At 47.8% G+C, this 19,286-nt stretch carries 13 protein-coding genes; 9 read left to right on the top strand and 4 right to left on the bottom strand.

Annotated elements, in window-relative coordinates; all coding sequences use genetic code 11:
- Positions 1 to 130 precede the first annotated feature (130 nt).
- The 4 genes from ACEW9O_RS27865 to ACEW9O_RS27850 all read right to left on the bottom strand — a co-directional run bounded on the left by ACEW9O_RS27865 (position 131) and on the right by ACEW9O_RS27850 (position 4,140).
- The gene (locus ACEW9O_RS27865; protein ID WP_373553513.1) at positions 131 to 550 is read right to left on the bottom strand and encodes a hypothetical protein; all 420 of its coding nucleotides are present in this window, start codon (positions 548 to 550) and stop codon (positions 131 to 133) included.
- Positions 551 to 662: 112 nt separating this feature from the next.
- Positions 663 to 1,106, bottom strand: a complete 444-nt coding sequence (locus tag ACEW9O_RS27860; RefSeq protein WP_373553512.1) for a hypothetical protein — start codon at positions 1,104 to 1,106, stop codon at positions 663 to 665.
- A gap of 290 nt (positions 1,107 to 1,396) precedes the next feature.
- Positions 1,397 to 2,479, bottom strand: coding sequence for a cupin domain-containing protein (locus tag ACEW9O_RS27855; RefSeq protein WP_373553511.1), 1,083 nt, complete (start codon positions 2,477 to 2,479; stop codon positions 1,397 to 1,399).
- Positions 2,480 to 2,532: 53 nt separating this feature from the next.
- Complete coding sequence (locus ACEW9O_RS27850; protein ID WP_373553510.1) at positions 2,533 to 4,140, bottom strand: glutamate synthase-related protein; 1,608 nt, start codon at positions 4,138 to 4,140, stop codon at positions 2,533 to 2,535.
- A 162-nt stretch (positions 4,141 to 4,302) separates the two neighbouring features.
- On the opposite strand from ACEW9O_RS27850, the gene ACEW9O_RS27845 reads away from it, so the two are divergent.
- The 9 genes from ACEW9O_RS27845 to ACEW9O_RS27805 all read left to right on the top strand — a co-directional run bounded on the left by ACEW9O_RS27845 (position 4,303) and on the right by ACEW9O_RS27805 (position 19,263).
- A complete protein-coding gene (locus ACEW9O_RS27845; RefSeq protein WP_373553509.1) occupies positions 4,303 to 4,653 on the top strand; it encodes a hypothetical protein in 351 nt (116 codons plus the stop codon).
- Positions 4,654 to 6,168, top strand: coding sequence for a leukotriene A4 hydrolase C-terminal domain-containing protein (locus ACEW9O_RS27840; RefSeq protein ID WP_373553514.1), 1,515 nt, complete (start codon positions 4,654 to 4,656; stop codon positions 6,166 to 6,168). It begins immediately after the preceding gene.
- Positions 6,169 to 6,554: 386 nt separating this feature from the next.
- Complete coding sequence (locus ACEW9O_RS27835) at positions 6,555 to 7,043, top strand: peptidylprolyl isomerase (RefSeq protein ID WP_373553508.1); 489 nt, start codon at positions 6,555 to 6,557, stop codon at positions 7,041 to 7,043.
- A gap of 315 nt (positions 7,044 to 7,358) precedes the next feature.
- Positions 7,359 to 8,441 (top strand): hypothetical protein, encoded by a 1,083-nt coding sequence (locus ACEW9O_RS27830; RefSeq protein ID WP_373553507.1) that lies wholly within the window; start codon positions 7,359 to 7,361, stop codon positions 8,439 to 8,441.
- A 93-nt stretch (positions 8,442 to 8,534) separates the two neighbouring features.
- Complete coding sequence (locus ACEW9O_RS27825; protein WP_373553506.1) at positions 8,535 to 10,088, top strand: arylsulfatase; 1,554 nt, start codon at positions 8,535 to 8,537, stop codon at positions 10,086 to 10,088.
- Positions 10,089 to 10,260: 172 nt separating this feature from the next.
- Complete coding sequence (locus ACEW9O_RS27820) at positions 10,261 to 10,947, top strand: hypothetical protein (RefSeq protein WP_373553505.1); 687 nt, start codon at positions 10,261 to 10,263, stop codon at positions 10,945 to 10,947.
- A 123-nt stretch (positions 10,948 to 11,070) separates the two neighbouring features.
- A complete protein-coding gene (locus tag ACEW9O_RS27815; RefSeq protein WP_373553504.1) occupies positions 11,071 to 12,507 on the top strand; it encodes an alginate export family protein in 1,437 nt (478 codons plus the stop codon).
- A gap of 419 nt (positions 12,508 to 12,926) precedes the next feature.
- Positions 12,927 to 13,955 (top strand): LLM class flavin-dependent oxidoreductase, encoded by a 1,029-nt coding sequence (locus tag ACEW9O_RS27810; RefSeq protein ID WP_373553503.1) that lies wholly within the window; start codon positions 12,927 to 12,929, stop codon positions 13,953 to 13,955.
- A 205-nt stretch (positions 13,956 to 14,160) separates the two neighbouring features.
- Positions 14,161 to 19,263: an alpha-2-macroglobulin family protein gene (locus tag ACEW9O_RS27805; protein WP_373553502.1), complete on the top strand. Its 5,103-nt coding sequence runs from the start codon at positions 14,161 to 14,163 to the stop codon at positions 19,261 to 19,263.
- Positions 19,264 to 19,286 lie beyond the last annotated feature (23 nt).

The raw sequence follows: 19,286 nt of genomic DNA, 5'->3' as shown, positions 1-19,286 counted from the left end.
CAACGCTGGTCTGATGATGGTTGCGATAAGATGATCAAACTTAGGGTCGCTTTACGCAGCCAAAAATTCGATCTCATCACTAATATTTTCAGGAAATCCGCAGCTTAATGATGAGGTGCGACAATTTGAATTACACCCACTGAAAAGTGACTTCTTCCTCTTTAATTTCAGAGGCGTCCGTTTCTTTTTTTGTTAAAACAGATTCTATCGTATTTAATAGTTCCTCTGTTTCGTTTGCGTATATATTCAGTTTTCCGGTTAAACCACCATCCAGTTTTTTGAATTTGTATTCGTAAGTATAAAAATCACTAACTATATAAAAGTTTAAGGAGTCATTGCTTAGGTTAACATTCAACGCTGGAATTTGATAAGCATTCATTTCAATGCTTGTAAAAAATATGCTTGCTTGATTTTCTGTCTTGGTTACCTCTATTTGATAATTTAGTGAACCATTACCATAATTCAGACTTCCGGAATAGGTAACTTCTTCAGCATTTGCAGATGAAGTTATAGCAATAAAGAAAATGATAAAAAGGTAATGAACTTTCATTTCGAAGTAGGTTTTTTTTAATATCAGCTAACGTCGAGCACTGGCGACGGACGCAGCGATAGCAAGTCTGTCTGTCCAGTGCATTGTTATCTCGGGTTTAATTACTTCTTGATCAATCAATTTTTTTAAGATGTAATTCAGTAACAGCATTTTTCAATATCATTGTGCTGTCTGTTAAGTTGTTTAGAATATAGGTTAAGCTTACAGGAGATTCATTTTCAAAAAACTCGGTGAATGTTAGTTCATTTGAAGATATTTTATATTTGTACGCTCCTTTAAACCCTGATTCAGTAAACTCTGTTCCACAGTAAAGGCTTGGAGAATATTTTTCTATTTCAGTTATTTCAAAAGCGTTCATATAGACACCGAATAAATTTCCAGCACAAAAATCATCAATTGTAATTATTTCATTAGAAATGGCCTTGAATGGTACCCATCGACCCTTTATTATTTCATAAAACTCTGAATCTGTCTGCAAAGAAATTTCTTCCTTACCACATGATGAGAAAATCATCAATAAGGGTACTAAAATTGAAATTGTTATACTTTTTCGCATGCTTTTTTTTTAATATGAGATAACTCCTTCCTGTCGCAACCAACGACCATATCCAAATTAGCATTGCGTAATTACATCAGCCGTGTGTTGGATTGCCGCATTGCGTGTTTTATATGGTCGTTAGTTGCGGCAATATCGCCAGTACTTTTTTTATGCTTTCGCCTTAAAACGGGTTCTAAGTACGCTAAAAAAAAGTACTTGACTCAGTTGGTGAAGATAGAAAAAGAGCCTCTATTTTACAAAGAATCAATCCATTAAATTTTAAAATCATCAATGGGCTTTTGATTTTATCAGCCCCCCAACACTCCCACCTCCAAAAACTCCAAATCCCCCGAAAAACCCATCACCTGACTCCCCAATCCCGGCGGCATCACCCAGGCATCCCCTTGCTGCAACTCCTGCAATCCGTGGCCTTCGACCTGTAAATCAAGCGTACCTTTCAGCACAAAAGTAAACTGGATATCCGTATGGTGACTAGACCATTGCGGCGTTTCAGGGAATTGAACAGCACGCACCACCTGTACCGATGCCACCCCTTTGGTCGCCTGAGTGATCCCCGTATCTCGATGCTCAAAACCCTTGATGCGCCAGGGTTTCCAGCTGGCGGCTGCTACCCGATGGTGGCAAAAAGTTTGCCCTTGAAATTCCCGCTCAGGCCGAATCTGTGCAGTAGGCAACTCCATCTCGTGGTCAATGGTGGTCATGTGTACTGCTGGAACCCCAATTTCGATCACTTCCAGGTTATCCGATGCTTCCAATACCTGATGCCGGATTTCTGGCGGTTGGGTTACACAATCCCCGGCATGGAGGATGAATGGTGGCCCCTGGTCTTCGTACACCAGTTTCACCCAGCCCTTGTAGCAATAAATCAACTGAAAACCAATCGTGTGGTAATGCACCATATCCGGTACCGGGCCACCCTGGGGAATGCGGATATGCGAAGCAATGATGCTGCCCCCCAAACGGTCGGGGATCAGATCGCGGTACAACATGCCCGCCCGGCCAATCACCCAGGGGTCTTTGTCCTGCAGTTGGCGCACTTCAAATTTGTGTTGGGTAGCTGGTCGGTGCAGTTGGTAGGACCGGGGGCGCAATTGAATGGTGGTTCCATTCGGGGCCTTCAGCGTCGTTTCGCCTCCGCTCAGGGCTTCTGGATCATCGGTCAATAGATGAATGCAGGGGGCCGGGTTCTCGGCTGCCTTGTCAATGCGGAGGTGCAGGCCGTATCCCGACATGATCGCCACCGCCGGATCATCGGCCGGGAAGATGTTATCCAGGCGGAAACCCAGCTTGGTAAAGAAGGCTATATCCTCGCTTAGCTCATTGCTGGGAAGCACAAGCTGAGGTAAAACGTCTGCTGCTTTGTTGACCATTTTTGAATCCGGTTTTGTTGCCAATTGTCCTAGGTGAAACTTTTAGACAGGGGCTAATGTATACCCGAAAATGCAATGCCCGTATACCGATGCATGTCGTAGTTCAGTGTAGTCAGGTCATTGAAATTAAACTGCTGAACATTGTGGTGCCCACAGGCCCTGGCAATCACTTTAATCAGCTCATTGGAGGCCTGCAAAAAATTGTTGAGTTGCATGGCTGAAGCTTCGACGATCAATCGGCTTCTGAGGTTTTCTTTTTGGGTCGCAATCCCCACCGGGCAATTGTTGCTGCCACAGGCCCGCATGCCCAGGCAGCCGATGGCTTGTAAGGCAGAATTGGCGATGGCCACGGCATCAGCCCCCAACATCATGGCTTTGGCAAAATCTTCCGGCACTCTTAACCCTCCGGTGATCACCAGCGTGATGTCTGCGATCCCAAGGTTGTCCAGGTGCTTTCTGGCTCTGGCCAAGGCTGGTATAGTGGGAACATTGATGTTGTTCCTCAGGATGGAAGGCGCCGAACCCGTTCCACCACCCCGGCCATCCAGGATCAGGTAATCAACTCCTACCTTTAGCGCAAAATCAATATCCGCCTCAATATGGCTGGCGGCTATTTTAAAACCAATGGGGATGCCACCAGTTTGAGCCCTTACTTCCTGCGCAAATGCGGCAAAGTCTTCGGGTGTAATCAGGTCAGGAAATGCGGCGGGGGAGATGGCGGATTGCCCTTCTTGCAGGCCCCGGACTGCCGCGATCTCTTTGCTCACTTTGTTGCCTGGCAGGTGCCCACCCGTTCCGGTTTTGGCCCCTTGTCCGCCTTTAAAATGAAAAGCCTGTGCTTTTTTTACCTTGTCCCAGGAAAAGCCAAATTTGGCGGAGGCCAATTCATAAAAATAGCGACTGTTGTTTTGTTGTTCTTCGGCGAGCATACCTCCTTCGCCGCTGCAAATGCCGGTACCGGACATTTCGGCGCCCATGGCCAGGGCGATTTTGGCTTCTTTGGACAAAGCACCAAAACTCATGTCTGAAACAAAAATGGGGATGTCCAATTCCAGCGGCTTTTTAGCCCGAGGGCCAATTACCACTTTAGTCTGTACTGCTTCATCGTCAAGCAATGGGCGTTTGGCGAGTTGAGCGGGCAAAAATTGAATGTCCTCCCACTTGGGCAAGGTATTTCTATCGACCCCCATAGATTCAGAAGGGCCGTGTTTGCCAAATTTTTTCAAGCCATTCTGCGCGAGTGTTTTGATGTATCCCGTGTAGGGTTCAGTGCTTTCGGGATGGGTATCGGCATATTGCCCGAGGTATTGGTCTCGGTTAAAAGGTTGGGGGTGTTGCGCCAAAAAAGCATTTATCTCATCCTCATCTATCCAAACGATCTCCTCCTCTATCTCTGCAAAAAACTTGTGCAACACTTCATGGTTATTGTATTCACTCACCCCCGTATCATAGCGATAATCCCAGCCGTGCACACCACAAATAAGGTTCTGACCATCGATGTAACCATCCGCCATCAAGGCACCACGGTGCAAACAACGCCCATACAGTACCGAAACCTGGTCATCGTAACGAACCACCACCAAATCGAGTCCATTTATCTGGTGATGCGTGGGAATCCGGTCTGCAAAATCATTAAAAGCACCAAGTTCAATTTTTTTCATTTTGGTTGTTTTAGGTGAGGATTGGGCTTGGCACGTTGATAAGAAACGTACTTTGACAAAATCTGAGCGCAAAATAAGACCTGATCTGGTTTTAAAACGTTTCTTTAAAGACAGATTCAACGCTCCGGGAAATTACATTTTTTCACCCTCAACCAGCACAACATGTTTTCCAAGCCCACTTTTTTTACCCAAAAAATCATTCCGCTGCTCGTCGCCATAACTTTGGCCAGCTGCACAAATACCCCAAAAGTAGCCGAACAAATAAAGGCCGCCAAAGACCCACATTCTTACGCCAATTTTGACCAGGTTCGGGTCACCCACCTGGATTGGGATGCGCAGATCGATGTGCCTAAAAAACACATCGAAGCCACAGAAGAACTCACCATTGAACAAGTCCAGCCCGGCGAAGAATTAGTGCTCGACTCCAAGGGGATCGAGATCAAAAGTATTGCAGTAGCCCCGTCGAACAAAAAGTATACCCCCAGCACCTGGGAATTGGGCACCAAGGACTAGATTCTGGGGCAAGCCCTAAGGGTCAAAATCCTCCCCGATACCCGCTTTGTAAAAATAGCCTACGCTGTAGAAAAGGATGCCGAAGGCTTGTTGTACATGGACGCCAATCAATCCCTGACTGGAAAACCCTTTGTATTCAGCCAGTCCGAAAGCCTTTTTGCGCGCTCCTGGTTGCTGCTGCAAGACGCGCCACAAGTCCGTTTTACCTTTTCCGCCAAAGTCAAATTGCCTAAGGGCGATAGCAGTCTGGTCCTGATGTCGGCCCCCGATAACCCCAAACAGGTCAACCCAAGTGGCATTTATGAATTTCATCAAAAAAATCCCCTGCCCAGCTATTTGATGAGCCTGGCTGTGGGGCCTTTGCAGTACACCAATCTGGGCAAACGTACTGGATTTTATGCCGAAAAACCTTTGATCAGCAAGGCCAAGCAGGACTTGGCTCCGGTGGAAAAAATGCTGGAAGCCTCCGAAAAATGCTTTGGAGAATATCCCTGGGAACGATACGATGTACTGGTCTTACCCGAACGTTTCCCCTTTGGCGGCATGGAAAATCCCTGCATTACTTATGCTTCTGGAACCATCATCACGGGCGACAGTTCGCTGGTCAATGTGGTCATTCACGAGATTTGCCATTCCTGGTTTGGGAACCTGGTTACGCATTCCAATTGGGCCGATATCGCGCTGACCGAAGGCTTCACCACCTGGGGCGAACTAACCGTCAACCGCATGCTCAATGGGGATGAACTCGGCGACATGTTGTGGATCAATGAAATTGCCGCCCTCAAGGAAGAACTGGACGGCTATACCCCCGAACAAACCAAACTCTACCGGGAAATGAAAAACCCGGAAGGCTTATTTGACAACATCCCCTACACCAAAGGCGCCCTATTTTTGGAGGCCTTAAAAAACCAAATCGGCCTGGAGCGCACCCTGGCCTTCTTGAACAAATACCTCAAAAAATTTGCCTGGAAAGACGCTTCGGTGGAAGGGTTTTTGCCTTTTTTGAAGGAAGAAATAGGCCCTGCAGCGTATACTACCCTAAAAGCGGATGCCTGGTTTTATGAGCCGGGGCTGCCCAGCAATTCCCCCAGTTTTGAGAGTCCCGCGTTCCAGGCAATCGGACGCTCCGCCAAGGACTGGAAAAATGTGAAAGAGCTATCAACCGCCACCTGGAAAACTCCACATTGGCTGCACTTTTTAAATTCGGTATACGAACAAGGAGTCTCAGTAGAGCAACTGAAACAATTGGAAGCAACCCATCATTTGACCCAAAAGAACAGCGAAATCAAGTTGCGCTTTTACCGGATTGCCGTTAAATACGGCTTTGAGGAGGTATTTCCAGCAATGGAAGCCTTTTTGATGAAAGTGGGCCGGAAGAAGCTCATTGTGCCCATTTACAAGGAGCTTTGTGGAGTGAACAAAGCGGAGTATGCTGAAAAACTGATCAAAAAAGCCAATTATCACCCGATCACGCAGGTGGCAATTGATACGGATGTGACTTGTGTGAAGAAGTAAGGGAAATTAACACATTAGAGTTCATTTGGCTCGGAGGACATGAATTGCCTACCACCTTGCATGATTCTTTATGGAGCAAGTTGTCTGACCTTGGAGGCGGACATATCTCCCTGCAAAACTTATTACCCAATACCCAGTATTTTGTCAAAATCAGCAATCAGTGTTACAATGATCAAAAGAGCATTGTGTATTCGGGGTTCAAGGTGTTTATTTCATTCATGTACAGGTAGGTAAACAGCTTTATCGTGAAAAATTGGTGTTGATTCACTAAAATCGGTGGTGCGGTATTTTGTGCTTTGCACCACGCCCACCAAAAAAATAAATTCGCCAAAATTTCACCGGATCATCCCGCGTGGGGTATACCTTTGGGGCTTCAAAGCACAAACATGCACACAGTTCAAAAAAACTCCGTAGTAACCATCAGCTACAAGATTCAGGAAATAGATGGCGAACTTTTGGAAGAAAGCCAGGAAGGTTTCCCCTACCTCCACGGTGGGTACGAGAACATTTTTCCCAAAGCAGAAGCTGTGCTTGAAGGAAAAACAGTGGGGACTAAAATTGAAGTCGACCTCGCCCCCGCAGATGCATACGGGGAGCGCGACCTCAACCTCGTTCGGGTAGAATCTTTGGCTGAGTTGAACATTCCTGGCCTAAAATTAGGCGATATGCTGGAAGAGGATGATGAAGAAACGGGTGAAACCATCATCTGGCGCGTGATAGCGATGAAAGAGGATCAAGTGATGTTGGACCACAATCATCCGCTGGCGGGTTTGGGGATTCGTTTTTCCGGCGAGATTCTGGGCATTCGTAGTGCTACGGCTGCGGAGATCGAGCATGGGCATGTACACGATGAGCATGATTCGCATGGCAATTAAGCGCAGCTTCGCTGCTTGATTTATTCACCACGACGTACACGACGATCACGACGTTTTAGCGCTGCGCGCATTTACGCCTTCGGCGTAGAGCGACATTAATTAGGAGAACGGATGACACGGATAAAAGCGGATTGGAACGGATAGATTTGTGATTACCTGAAATATGATCCGTTTTAATCCGCTTTTATCCGCGTCATCTGTTTTCCCATTGTTGTCGCTTTTAGCAAAAGAGGCGAAGCCTCAAAAGCGCGAAGCGCTAAACGTCGGTTCGTCGTGGTGAATCCTTTTTCCTATTTTTGGAGAAATTCCTCCACAATGAAATCGATTATCCTCGGCAGCTTGCTGTACTTTGTATCGTTCCTCCCCCTGGCATCCGCCCAAAAAACGAGTGTTTCCATCACGGGCAATCAATTCAAAATCAACGGCGAATTGACCTACCGTGGCCGGGAATGGCAGGGCCAAAAAATTGAAGGACTACTCTTCAATTCCCGCATGGTGCAGGGCATTTTTGATGATTTGAACCCCGCAACCCGGGATCAATTTCAATACGCCGACACCAAAAAATGGGACCCGGAGCGCAACACCCGGGAATTCATCGCCGCCATGCCGCTCTGGAAAAACCAGGGCTTGTTGGCGTTTACCCTCAACTTGCAAGGTGGGAGCCCACTGGGGTACGGCAACAAAGGTTGGATCAATTCGGCATTTGACCCCCAGGGAAACCTGCGCCCTGATTACTTACAGCGCCTCGAAATGATCCTGAACAAAGCCAATAAACTGGGCATGGTGGTCATTTTGGGTTATTTCTATTTTGGCCAAGACGAACATTTGCAAGACGAGGCCGCAGTCATTCGGGCGGTAGACAACATCACGGCCTGGTTGCTCAAGAAAAAATACCGCAACATCCTCGTGGAAATCAACAATGAATGCAACATCAGTTACAACCACCCCATTCTGCAACCCGAACGGGTACATGAGCTGATCGAGCGGGTACAAAACACGCGCAAACGGGGGCATCGCCTTTTGGTCAGTACGAGTTACGGCGGCGGCACTTTGCCCAAACCCAATGTGGTTAAGGTGGCCGATTTTGTCCTGCTGCACGGAAATGGGGTGAGTGATCCAGCCAAGATCTCCAAACTAGTGGCCGATACCAAGAATGTAGCGGGCTATCAGAACACCCCCATCCTGTTCAACGAAGACGATCATTTCAACTTCGAAGCGGAAAGCAACAATTTTGTGGCTGCCATTCATGCCTACGCTTCCTGGGGTTATTTTGACTACCGCATGAAGGACGAAGGATTTGAGGCCGGCTATCAAAGTGTGCCAGTGGATTGGGGGATCAATTCAGAACGGAAGAGGGCATTTTTTAAGTTGTTGCAGGAGGTGACGGGGGAGAAATGATTTTTGGCGCAGCCAAAAGCAAGTGTTTAGCCTTTCCAAAAATCCGCTTAGTTTTGACCACCCTGTTGAACTGCTCCAAAAACGCCATCAACCATGAAAATAGCCTGCCGTTTTTTCTTCGCTATGACGCCCATCTGGGCCAGTATTTGTTTGTTACTGAGCTGCGTTGGTCACTTGCTCGCGCAAAGCAAGCCCAACATCCTCGTCATTTACGCCGATGATTTGGGCCTTGGGGACGTTAGCGCCTATGGCAAAGGCAAATTGTCCACCCCCAACATCGATAAACTGGCGCAAGGCGGCTTGCGCTTCACCAATGCTTACGCTACTTCGGCTACCTGTACCCCAAGTCGCTACGCCCTCCTGACTGGGCAATACCCCTGGCGCAACCCGCGCGCCAAAATCCTCACCGGGGATGCCCCCGCCTTGCTGGACACGGCTCAAAAAACAGTCGCTGACCTCGTCAAAACCCAGGGCTACCGGACAGGTGTAGTGGGCAAATGGCATTTGGGCTTAGGCGATGGCCGCACCGATTGGAACCAGCCCATTCAGCAGAACCCGAATGACCTGGGTTTTGATTACAGTTTCATCATGGCCGCTACCACCGACCGGGTGCCCACGGTTTACATCGAAAATCGCCGGGTATTGGGCTTATCTGCGCAGGACCCACTGCAAGTAAGTTATGAAAAAAACTTCCCTGAGGAGCCCACTGCATTGACTCATCCCGAATTGATGAGCAAACAAAAATGGCACCATGGGCACAACCAGAGTGTCCACAACGGCATTCCCCGCATTGGGTTCATGCGAGGGGGAAAGTCAGCTTTGTGGACAGATGAAACCATGGCGGATGTGTTTTTGGAAAAAGCCAAGGATTTTGTTGGAAGCAATCAAGGGCAGCCCTTTTTCCTCTATTTTGCCTTACATCAACCCCATGTGCCACGGGTGCCGCATCCGCGTTTTGTAGGCAAATCGGGCATGGGCCCGCGCGGCGATGCCATTCTGGAGTTGGATTGGTGTGTGGGTGAAATGGTTCAATACCTGCAAAACAAGGGTTTATTGGAAAACACTTTAATCGTTTTCTCCAGCGACAATGGTCCCGTTTTGAACGACGGCTACTACGATGATGCCGTAGAAAAAGTGGGCGATCACGATCCCTTTGGCGGCTTGCGCGGCGGCAAATACAGCTTGTTTGAGGGTGGAGCAAAAGTGCCTTTTATCGTGCATTGGCCAGCGCGGGTTCGCCCCGGGGTGTCGGATGCACTGTTTTGTCAATTGGATTTATATGCCTCCTTTGCCGCTTTATTGAAGCTCAAAACGCCGCCGATGGATAGCCAAGATCAACTGGCTGCACTATTGGGGAAAAACAAAAAAGGGCGCCAGGAACTGGTACTGGAAGCATCGGGTAGATTGGCGTATCGCTCGGGTGCCTATGCGTTTATCCCTCCCTACAAAGGTGCTGCGTTGTTGAAAGAAGTCAACATCGAATCGGGTGCTTTACCCAGTGCGCAATTGTACGATTTGCGCAGTGACCCTGCTCAAAAGAACAATTTGGCGGGCAGTTCCCCAAAATTAGTGGCTAAACTTGGACAGGCCATGCAAAAAGCGGTGGGGGCGCAGCAAAAGATCAGTGGGGATATTCAGTTGAAGTGAGTGCTGAGATAGTTCCAATGTTGAATTTGGGGCAAAATGCTGGAATTGTGGCAGCGATTCAATCTTGCATAGCCGCTTTTTTTTTCAGAAGTTTATTGAACTGTCAATTGTTTAAAATCAAAGCATTACATTGTTCGTGATAACCCAAACACCACACCTAAAAACCCTATCGATGTCCAATAAATCCGACCTCATCGCCGACTATTTCCCCAACATCTACCTCGCGGTCATTTCTTTACTTCAAGGCATTGCCTTGTCCCAACTGGTGCCCATTTTTTTGACCTATGTCGAGGTCGCTGAACAGCCCTGGTTGGACATCCATTTGTTGCCCATTCTGTTGATGCTGCTGATCATTTTTACCATCTGGCACCATTATGCCATCAGCATTTTTTTCCTGCGCTGGTTTCCCAACATTATTGATACCCTGGTGCCCTTTTTGGTCGGTGTTGCACAGTTCGTGCTCATTTCTTATTTGACCATTAAAACATCATTGTCCGATATGAGGATGGAGGACTGGACCATTGGCTTTGCCATTTTTCTGATGTCGGGTTCTTTCCCTTATTTGGCCGCTGCCTGGCGCCTGGATGTGGATTTGTTTGCCAACATCATGAGCAAAAAGAACGCCATCCGGCACGGGGAACTGACCAAAAAATACTACAGGTGGGCAGGGTATTCCATTTTTGTGCAGGGGGTGTTTGTTATGCTGATTGTACTGTTGGAGCAGGATACGTGGTTGTTGTTCTCTTTGGTTCTATTGCTGAGCCACCTCTTGCTGTTTGAATATTTCCTTTTGTACCGCATCAAGCCGCATTATGTCCAAAGTATGGATGAATTTGAAGAGCGGGGGAGTGGGCGATAAGTTGTTGATTTTTAAGTAACTCCTCCTTCTGCGGTATTTTATGGATCTCCCCCTTTTGGAGGATGTTTTTGATCTGTCGCATACTGATCTTTGCAGGATTAATCGCACCAAACACAACGCACCATGAAACCCATTTTCCTGTTGATCACACTGCGCCAGGCGCTTCACAATAACTTGGTAAAAGGTACAAGTGAAGCCTGGAAAATTTGCCTCTTAGCTCTCGGACTACTGCAAATTTCCATATCCCTATACGCCCAAAACCCCAATGAAGCCGCCCATTCCATCCTACCCGCCGATGGCATCATTCAATACCTGCCGAAGGATACCACTGCGGCGACGACTCCGGCTATCCTTTCCACCAACAAGCTCCAATTTACCCCGCAGGTCAATTTTTTCTTTTTGCCCGAAGGCACGCTGAACTACAAGGGTGCGGGTTTGGCCGTGGACACCGGGCACCTCAATTTTTACCTGCGCGGCGATTTTGGGGCCAAACTTTCCCTGCCTAAAAACGTAGACATGGTTTTTAGCTTACAATCCTACGGCCTTTACACCCGCAGTTTGGGCCCGCTGGATCCGAACCTGACGATGTATGAAGGCTACGTCGACCTGAAAAAATTGGACCGCAATGGTCGGCTGGCCCTGCGTTTTGGCCGCATGTCGCTGGGCAAATACGGCAGCGAAATCCTGGTAGGCGACGATGATTTCATCAAAGGCCGGAGTTTTGAAAGTGTCCGGCTGCGCTACAAAAGAAAACGGGTGACCAGCGATCTGATGTGGGTACAGCTTTACCAACCTGCTCCAGAGGCCGCGAACTTCGACTGGAATCACCCCATTTTCCTGGCTACGTTCAATACCTTCAATGTCTCCAAGGCGCTGAATATTGATGCCAACCTGCCTTTTATCATCGATCAATACAACAGCGGCTGGCGCACCTCGGTGTTTATGCCTGATGTGCGCGCCTTCGGCCAGCTGGGCAACTTCAAATATTCCGCCGAATTTATCCTGCAAACTGGTACGGCTAAAGGGATTCTCAATGAAAACCTCACCGGAACCCTCAATGCCTACGCCGCGGAATTGAGCGCAGGCTATACTTCCACAGATGGCAAACTCAACGCGAGCCTGGCCTACTACCGCGCCAGTGGCGACGACAACACTGCCGACAATGAGCTGAAATCCTACAATGTGTTGTGGCAAAACGAACATCGGCGCTTTGGGTACATCGATGCTTTTAAAGGCTCAAATGTGCAGGCTGCAACCTTGCACCTGGATTGGAAGTTGGGCAGGCTGCTGTCCACTGGGGTGCACGGAGTAATTGCACAAGTCCTGGAGTCAAAAGATCGCTCCAGTGGCGTGATTACCCTTGAAAATTTGAATCGACTCAACACGAGCAATAAATTCATTGGGATAGGTGGTGATTGGTACCTCAACTATTATTACAATCACAACCTGAACTTTCAGTTTTCCACCTCGGCGTTTCAAGCTGGGGAGTATTTTACGGCGGTGAATGGGGTGGATAAAACGATGATCAGGTTTTATTTGATGATGGCGTTGCGGATTTAGAAGAGGAGATGTTTCCCAAAGATTGAGCCCAAAGCGGCATTTTAATTAGCACAAAGGTAAAAAAAGAGGGCACAAAGGACACAAAGCGAAGCGCTGTCAACGTCTAACTTTGTGCACTTTGTGTCCTCTTTTTTCTTCTTTGTGATAATCATAAAATGCCGCTTTGGCAAAGTCGAAAAGCTTCCCGTTGATCAAGCCATGTTCAATTTTGTGTTCTCTAAGTAAATTTTTACTCCGCCAATTTTCTCTTGCTATTTTTTGTTTGCAAAAAACCTCAACAATTGCTTTTCTGCCTCTTTAGTGTCTGTGGTCCCTTCATTGGTGAAAAAACGCTCTGCGCAGCAGTTTTCCCACCCATCCCCATCAACTAAATCCGCCCTCATCTCATTTTATCTCTACACAAACCAGGACACCACAACATGGAAATAGGCATTGACAGTTTTGCCGCCGCCCACTTTAGCGGCTCGGCCAGCGACCCCAACAAAAACATGCAGGCCATGGCCGACCTGCTGGAACGTGTGCAACGCGCCGATCAGGTCGGGCTCGACATATTTGGCATCGGTGAGCACCACCGCAAGGAGTTTTTGGACTCAGCGCCCATTACTATCCTATCCGCGGCAGCGGCGATGACCCAGCGCATTCGTTTGACGAGCGCGGTCACCGTATTGAGTGCGGCAGACCCGGTGCGGGTATTCCAAAATTTTGCCAGTCTCGACATCATCTCCAAAGGCCGGGCCGAGATTGTAGCGGGCCGGGGCTCCTTCATCGAGGCTTATCCACTCTTTGGCTTCAGCCTCCAGGATTACGATGCCCTTTTTGCCGAAAAATTAAACCTGCTGCTGCACATCCGCGACAATGAGGTGGTGAGTTGGAAAGGGAAATTCCGGCCAGCATTGGAGGAGGCGGAAATTTACCCACGCCCCGTACAGCCCAAGCTGCCCATTTGGTTGGGCGTAGGTGGCACGCCGCAGTCCTTTATTCGGGCAGGTACTTTGGGTTTGCCTTTGATGGTGGCCATCATTGGTGGGGAAACCCGGCGTTTTCGCCCCTTGGTCGACCTGTATCGGCAGGCCGGGGCGGCGGCTGGGTTCAAACCTGAAGACTTAAAGGTGGGACTACACTCCCTAGGCTACGTTGGCGAAACGAGCAAAGAGGCCCGCGACGAGTTTTTCCCCGGTTACGCGGAGGTATTCACGCGTATTGGTAAAGAACGCGGCTGGCCGCCCGTGACCCGGCCACAGTTTGAAGTGCAAACTGGTCACCACGGCGCTTTGTTGGTGGGCAGCCCAGAGGAGGTAGCGGAAAAAATCCTGCGCCACAGCGAGGCCCTCGGTGGAGTGTCCCGCTTGACTTTTCAAATGGACAATGCCGCTTTGCCACAGAGTAAGTTGTTGCGGTCGATTGAGTTGATAGGAGAGAAGGTGGCTTCCATTGTGAAAAAGGGGTAAATCGATTGATGCACCATTGCTGAGGTGTTTCTGGGTGTCTAAGGTTTCTTAGGTGGTGAAGTATGCCATTTTTTTCACCACCTAAGAAACCTTAGACACCTAAGAATCACCTTAGACACAAGCACTGAAACTTAATTTATAAAAAGCGTCACTATTGTTATGTAATTATTGTGAGTGTTGCATCTCATGCTGAAACACTCCATTTATGAAACAACTCTATCTAGCACTCGGTATTCTTTTGCAATTCAACAGCTTGATCTTATTTGCCCAAAAAACGCAGGAATGGCATTACAACCTGAGCCCTCAGGTGGCCAGGCAATTGTTTCTGGGCAAATGGTTGGATACTTCCATGATGGGGCAGCCATTGCCTGTGGCAAGTTTTGATAACATACCCATTCAGCATCACTTGTTGGTGCAGAACAAAGCGGAGGAAATCCAGCTTTCTTTGCAGGCTAAAGCGAATTTTACAGTAAGAGCAATGGCCATCGGGCCACACTTGAGCGTCCAAATCATCGATGCTCATGGCAAAATAATCAAATCTGCTAAAGTAGCTTTAGATGGGGTGTCATTGCCTTTTGAAGCTGGCCTCAACCTTTATCGGCGACCCAATTTGATGCCAGCCCGCGGCACCTTGAGTGTAACCCTGGGTGAGCATACTTTTTACTATCAATTCAGTACCAACAAAGTAACTCCACCCAAGCCCGTTGCTGCTCCATCCAGAGAACAGTCTGCCCTAGCCTTGCGGGGTTACATCGCTTTTTGCAAACCCGTTTTTCGCCACCGGGATACCTTGAAGGCAAAAATTTACGCAGCTAAGCCGAATGGAAAGCCTTATTCAGGCAAACTTCTGGTAGAATTAAAAACCACGAAACTTTGGTGGGATACCCTGGTTTCAGTTGAGCGGGGCGCTTTTTCCTTTGAACTTCCTTTGTCTGACACTTTAGCTTTGGATCAAACCTATACTTTGTCGGCCAAAGCTTTGGACAAAAACATCAGACAAGCTTTAATCCATACTTTTCACCTGGAAGATTATCAATTGAATGAAGTTCAGTATAACCTCTTCGTGGAAAAAGACAAATTTCACGCAGGTGAAAAAATCAAGTTGAACCTGGTGGCTCAAACCGTGTACAACATCGCGGTGCCAGATGCAGATGTTCGTCTTGGCTGCCAGTCATATGGGAAAACGGTAAATCCATTTTGGGACTACCAAAGCAAATTAGGCGAGGCGGGCGAACTTGAAATTGAGATTCCTGCGGAGGTACTGCCCAAAACCCCTAGTCTGATTAAAGTGCGGGCAAGTTTCTCCCGCCCAGGTGAAGCGCTTCAAACCAAAGAAATTTCCTTTTGGTACAATCCCGTGGCCATTGACCTGTATGTTGACAACTCAAAACTCCATGCCCATGCTTATGGCCAACCCTATCAGTTGTGGGCAGAGTACGATTGGGGACGACAATTGTTGTATGCGGGGCAAGAACCCCTGATTGTTCCCATCAACCCCGAAGTGCAAGCCTACAGCGCCGGTTTTGAAAAACCAGTAACTTATTTGAATCTGCAAAATGAGGAACTAGATGCAGTTGCCGATCAACTGGTTTTGACTTACCGGAATTTGAAAAACAAACAATCCATTACTTTACACAATCCCCTGGGCGTCTCGATTTGGTACCAAATCGGATACAAAGGACAAACAATCCAGGAGGGTTGGACCCAGGATACCCTATTTCGTTGGACTCAACAGGATAAAAGACATCAGGATTTATACCTGCATTATCAGTATTGGTGGGGTTCAAAACTACAAGTTCAGGATCGGCTGATTCCTTATCAAAAACAGCAGCTGCAAATGGAGTGGATCGCTCCTGAACAGATTTATCCGGGCCAAAACCTGGATTTGCAGCTCAGCGTGCGGGATGAGCGGGGTAGAGCAGTAGCTGGAGTGGACATTACTGCCGGGGCAATCAATGCGCAATTTGCCGACGACTTGCCACATAGCCCATTGGCGCTTACTACCGACCAGGAACTGCCACTTGCTTATTGGGATGTTCAGGTTGTTCCATCGAAAAAAGAATGGCGACAACCATTGGATTTGAGCTTTTATAAAAAACTAGAATCCCTGCATTCAGATAGTTATTACAGTTACCGATTTGTTGAAAATGGATTTTTAAGCGACGCCATTCCCCTGGACGCCACCTGGTTTTACCAGCAAAATGCCTTTTTTGCTCCTTTTGTGGTCAAACAGGGCAAAGTCCAGCCAGTGTTGATGGTTTATGTAAATGATACCTTGACCTATTTTGGGGGCAGTGCGGGAAGTGCCAATTATCATTTTTGCAGTACGCCGGGCTACAAGTCGATTGGGGTGCGCACCAAAGAGGGGAGGTATGAGCTGGATAGCATCTACCTTGAGCGAGGTAATAGACTCAATTTGATCGTTGATGCGCTCAATTTTAAAAACTCGGCGGCCCACAAGATTAACTTTTCCCCAATGCCAGATACCTTGGTCAATGCGGAAAAAGAATTGCTGGCCCAAAGCATGCTGCTGACTTCTGAAATAGGAGGAGGGTATGCTTGGGACAATTTTGGCCATTCTTACTCCCGCAAGTTCAGTACAGGCTTGCTCGGCCCATTTACACCTGGGAGCACCATCCAGTTCGTTCAGCCTTATTATCGGAAGAAGGTTTTTGAATTTCCACTCGTGGGAAAGGACATTAAGGACTTAAAAATGCCGGAACCCTACCATTTTAACCGCAACAATGTTTGGGTAGATCAGATACCGAGTTTTTTTGACCCCTACACCATTCCTTTAATTGATCACACGGTTCAGGAAGCCTATAACCTCAGCGGGTTTAGAATCGTGCAGCCTGGCAGTGAAAGAGAGGTGGACGATTTTTGTTTGCAGACCGGGACTGATGGGATGTTGAGGGGGCGAATGGTTGATGAAAATCGAGACCCATTAATAGGAACGACTATACTCATTAAGCAGACTAACCAAGGGGCCGTCAGCGATATAGACGGGTATTTTGCTTTGAACATGGCAGGTTTTGCAAACCATCAAATTCAAATCAGCTTTGTTGGTTATGTCACCCGAGATTTTCAAACTTGCCAGACTGAAATGCCCCTGTCTGGAGACATTGTTTTGCAGGAAAGTACCGATTTTTTGTCAGAGGTCATTGTAGTTGGTTATGGAGTTCAAAAGAAGATGGAGATGACTGCATCTATTAGTACCGTATCCAGTCGATCAATGGGCAGGCAAAAATCATCCAATCGGACCAGGCCAACCAAGCCTGAAAAAATCAAACCTTCATTTGAAGCGAGCGCTTTACTCAATCCCCTTACCAAAGGTATCCGCACCCATTTCAGCGACTACGCCTTCTGGCAACCCAAGCTCATTACCGATTCAGAAGGTAAAGCTCGCTTCAGCGTCAAATTTCCGGACAACATCACTTCCTGGCAAAGTTTTGCCATTGGTATGGATCAGGATGGGGAAATGGGTCTGGGTCTGAAAAACATTGCCGCATTCAAACCCCTGCAAGCCCAGTTGTACACGCCGAGGTTTTTGGTCGCTGGCGATCAAGTGCAGCTCAATGCCAAAGTAATAAACCTGGTCAGCAGTCCCACTTTGATTCATACTCAGTTCAAACAAAACGGGCAAACCCTGCAAGATTCTAACTGGATTGCCCCGGCTCATGCCAACCTCACGCAAGTGGTCACTGCACCAGCTGAAACGGATAGCCTGACCCTGGAATTTGGCTTGCAAACCGGCCAATACATCGATGGTGAAGCCCGTGATTTGCCCATCATTCCCATTGGTCGGATGAAACCCTACGGGCAATTCATCGAAATTACCCAGGACACCACGATCATTTTGCCCTTCACTCCGGGTACCCGCACTGCTACCCTGACCCTGGAGCCGGGTGGAGTTTTAAAACTCATGCTGGACGACATCAAATATTTAAAGAATTACCATTTTGGCTGCAACGAGCAGACCTCCAGTAAATTGACGGCGCTTTTGTTGGAAAAATCGCTGCGCGGGATGTTGGGCGAAAAATTCGCGGATGAGCAGGACATCTACAAAGGCATTGAAATTTTGGAAGGACGCCAGCAAGCCGAGGGCGGCTGGTCCTGGTGGGTGAGTGGGCAACAGCGGTATTGGACTACGAACTATGTCTTAAAAGCCCTGCTGCGCGCAGCTCAAGCTGGATACCCCGTCACAGCACTGAAAAAAGGACTCGAGTTTTTGCAAAAGCAATTGCCACAAATGACGGAAGAAGATTATTTGGTTTCTCTGGAAACCTTGACTAAGGCTGGTGTAAAGGTTGACTTGACCCGACTCCAACGAGAGCCAGCAGCGGCTGCGGAACAAGATTTGTTGTACAAAAAACTCTTGCGCCAATACCTGCTGCAAGCCCAGGGTTTGCCTTATTCTCTAGATACTTTGTTCAAATACCAGCGTGTTGTAGACAATCGATTGGGTACTTATTGGGATGGGAGAGAAATCTTTGGTTTTGCAGGCTACCGCGTTGCCGATTGTAGTACTCAAAATACCTTAATCGGTTATTCTATCCTCAAAAAGGCAGGCAAAGCGGAAGAACTCAAAAAAATCCGCAGTTATTTTCTGGACAACCGGGGCTTTCACGAAGGCAATTACCGCTACGGTGGCCGCTGGAACAACACCATGGAGGTGGCCAAAATTCTCGAAGCCATTTTACCTGATTTGATGGAGGAGGATAAAAAGGATAGGGTTGGGAACCGGCTTGAAAAAAAAGCGGCTGGTTCGCATCGGGTAATTGCTCTTGACCAAACGACCATCAGCCTAAAGTTACAGCAGCAGGATACCTTCTTCATCAAACTGGACAAAAAAACAACTTCTGCCTACCTGACTTATGTTCAATATACCAGCCAGGTAGATTCGACTCAAAAAAGAAAAGACAACACATTCGAAGTGAAATCCCAATTGTTTGCTCAAGGACAGCAGCCACTCGCGGTATTGAGACTCAATGAACCTGTGAGCTTGCAGGTCGACGTCCAGGTGAAACGCGCAGCCAAGTATGTGATGGTTGAAATTCCAATTCCTGCTGGGTGTACTTATTTTGACAAAAATGAGGCCCGCAGCCATTTTGAAGTCCACCGCGAATACCATGCGGATCGGGTGCTCATCTTTTGTGATGAGTTGCCTGCTTGGAATCATCAGTTCAGGGTACAATTGCTGCCTCAATTTGCCGGGAGTTTTACACTCAATCCGGTATGGGTGGAAGACATGTATCATCCTTTGGAGAATGGGACGAATACAGTGCGAAAGGTAGAGATCATGGAATAGGAAAGCGAACAGTTGCTTTGGTA

The sequence above is a fragment of the Haliscomenobacter sp. genome (genome assembly GCF_041740695.1).
In the GTDB taxonomy this organism is placed as follows: Bacteria; Bacteroidota; Bacteroidia; order Chitinophagales; family Saprospiraceae; genus Haliscomenobacter.
Note: the sequence above shows the minus strand (reverse complement) of the source record. Positions and strands in the feature narration are given on the sequence as shown.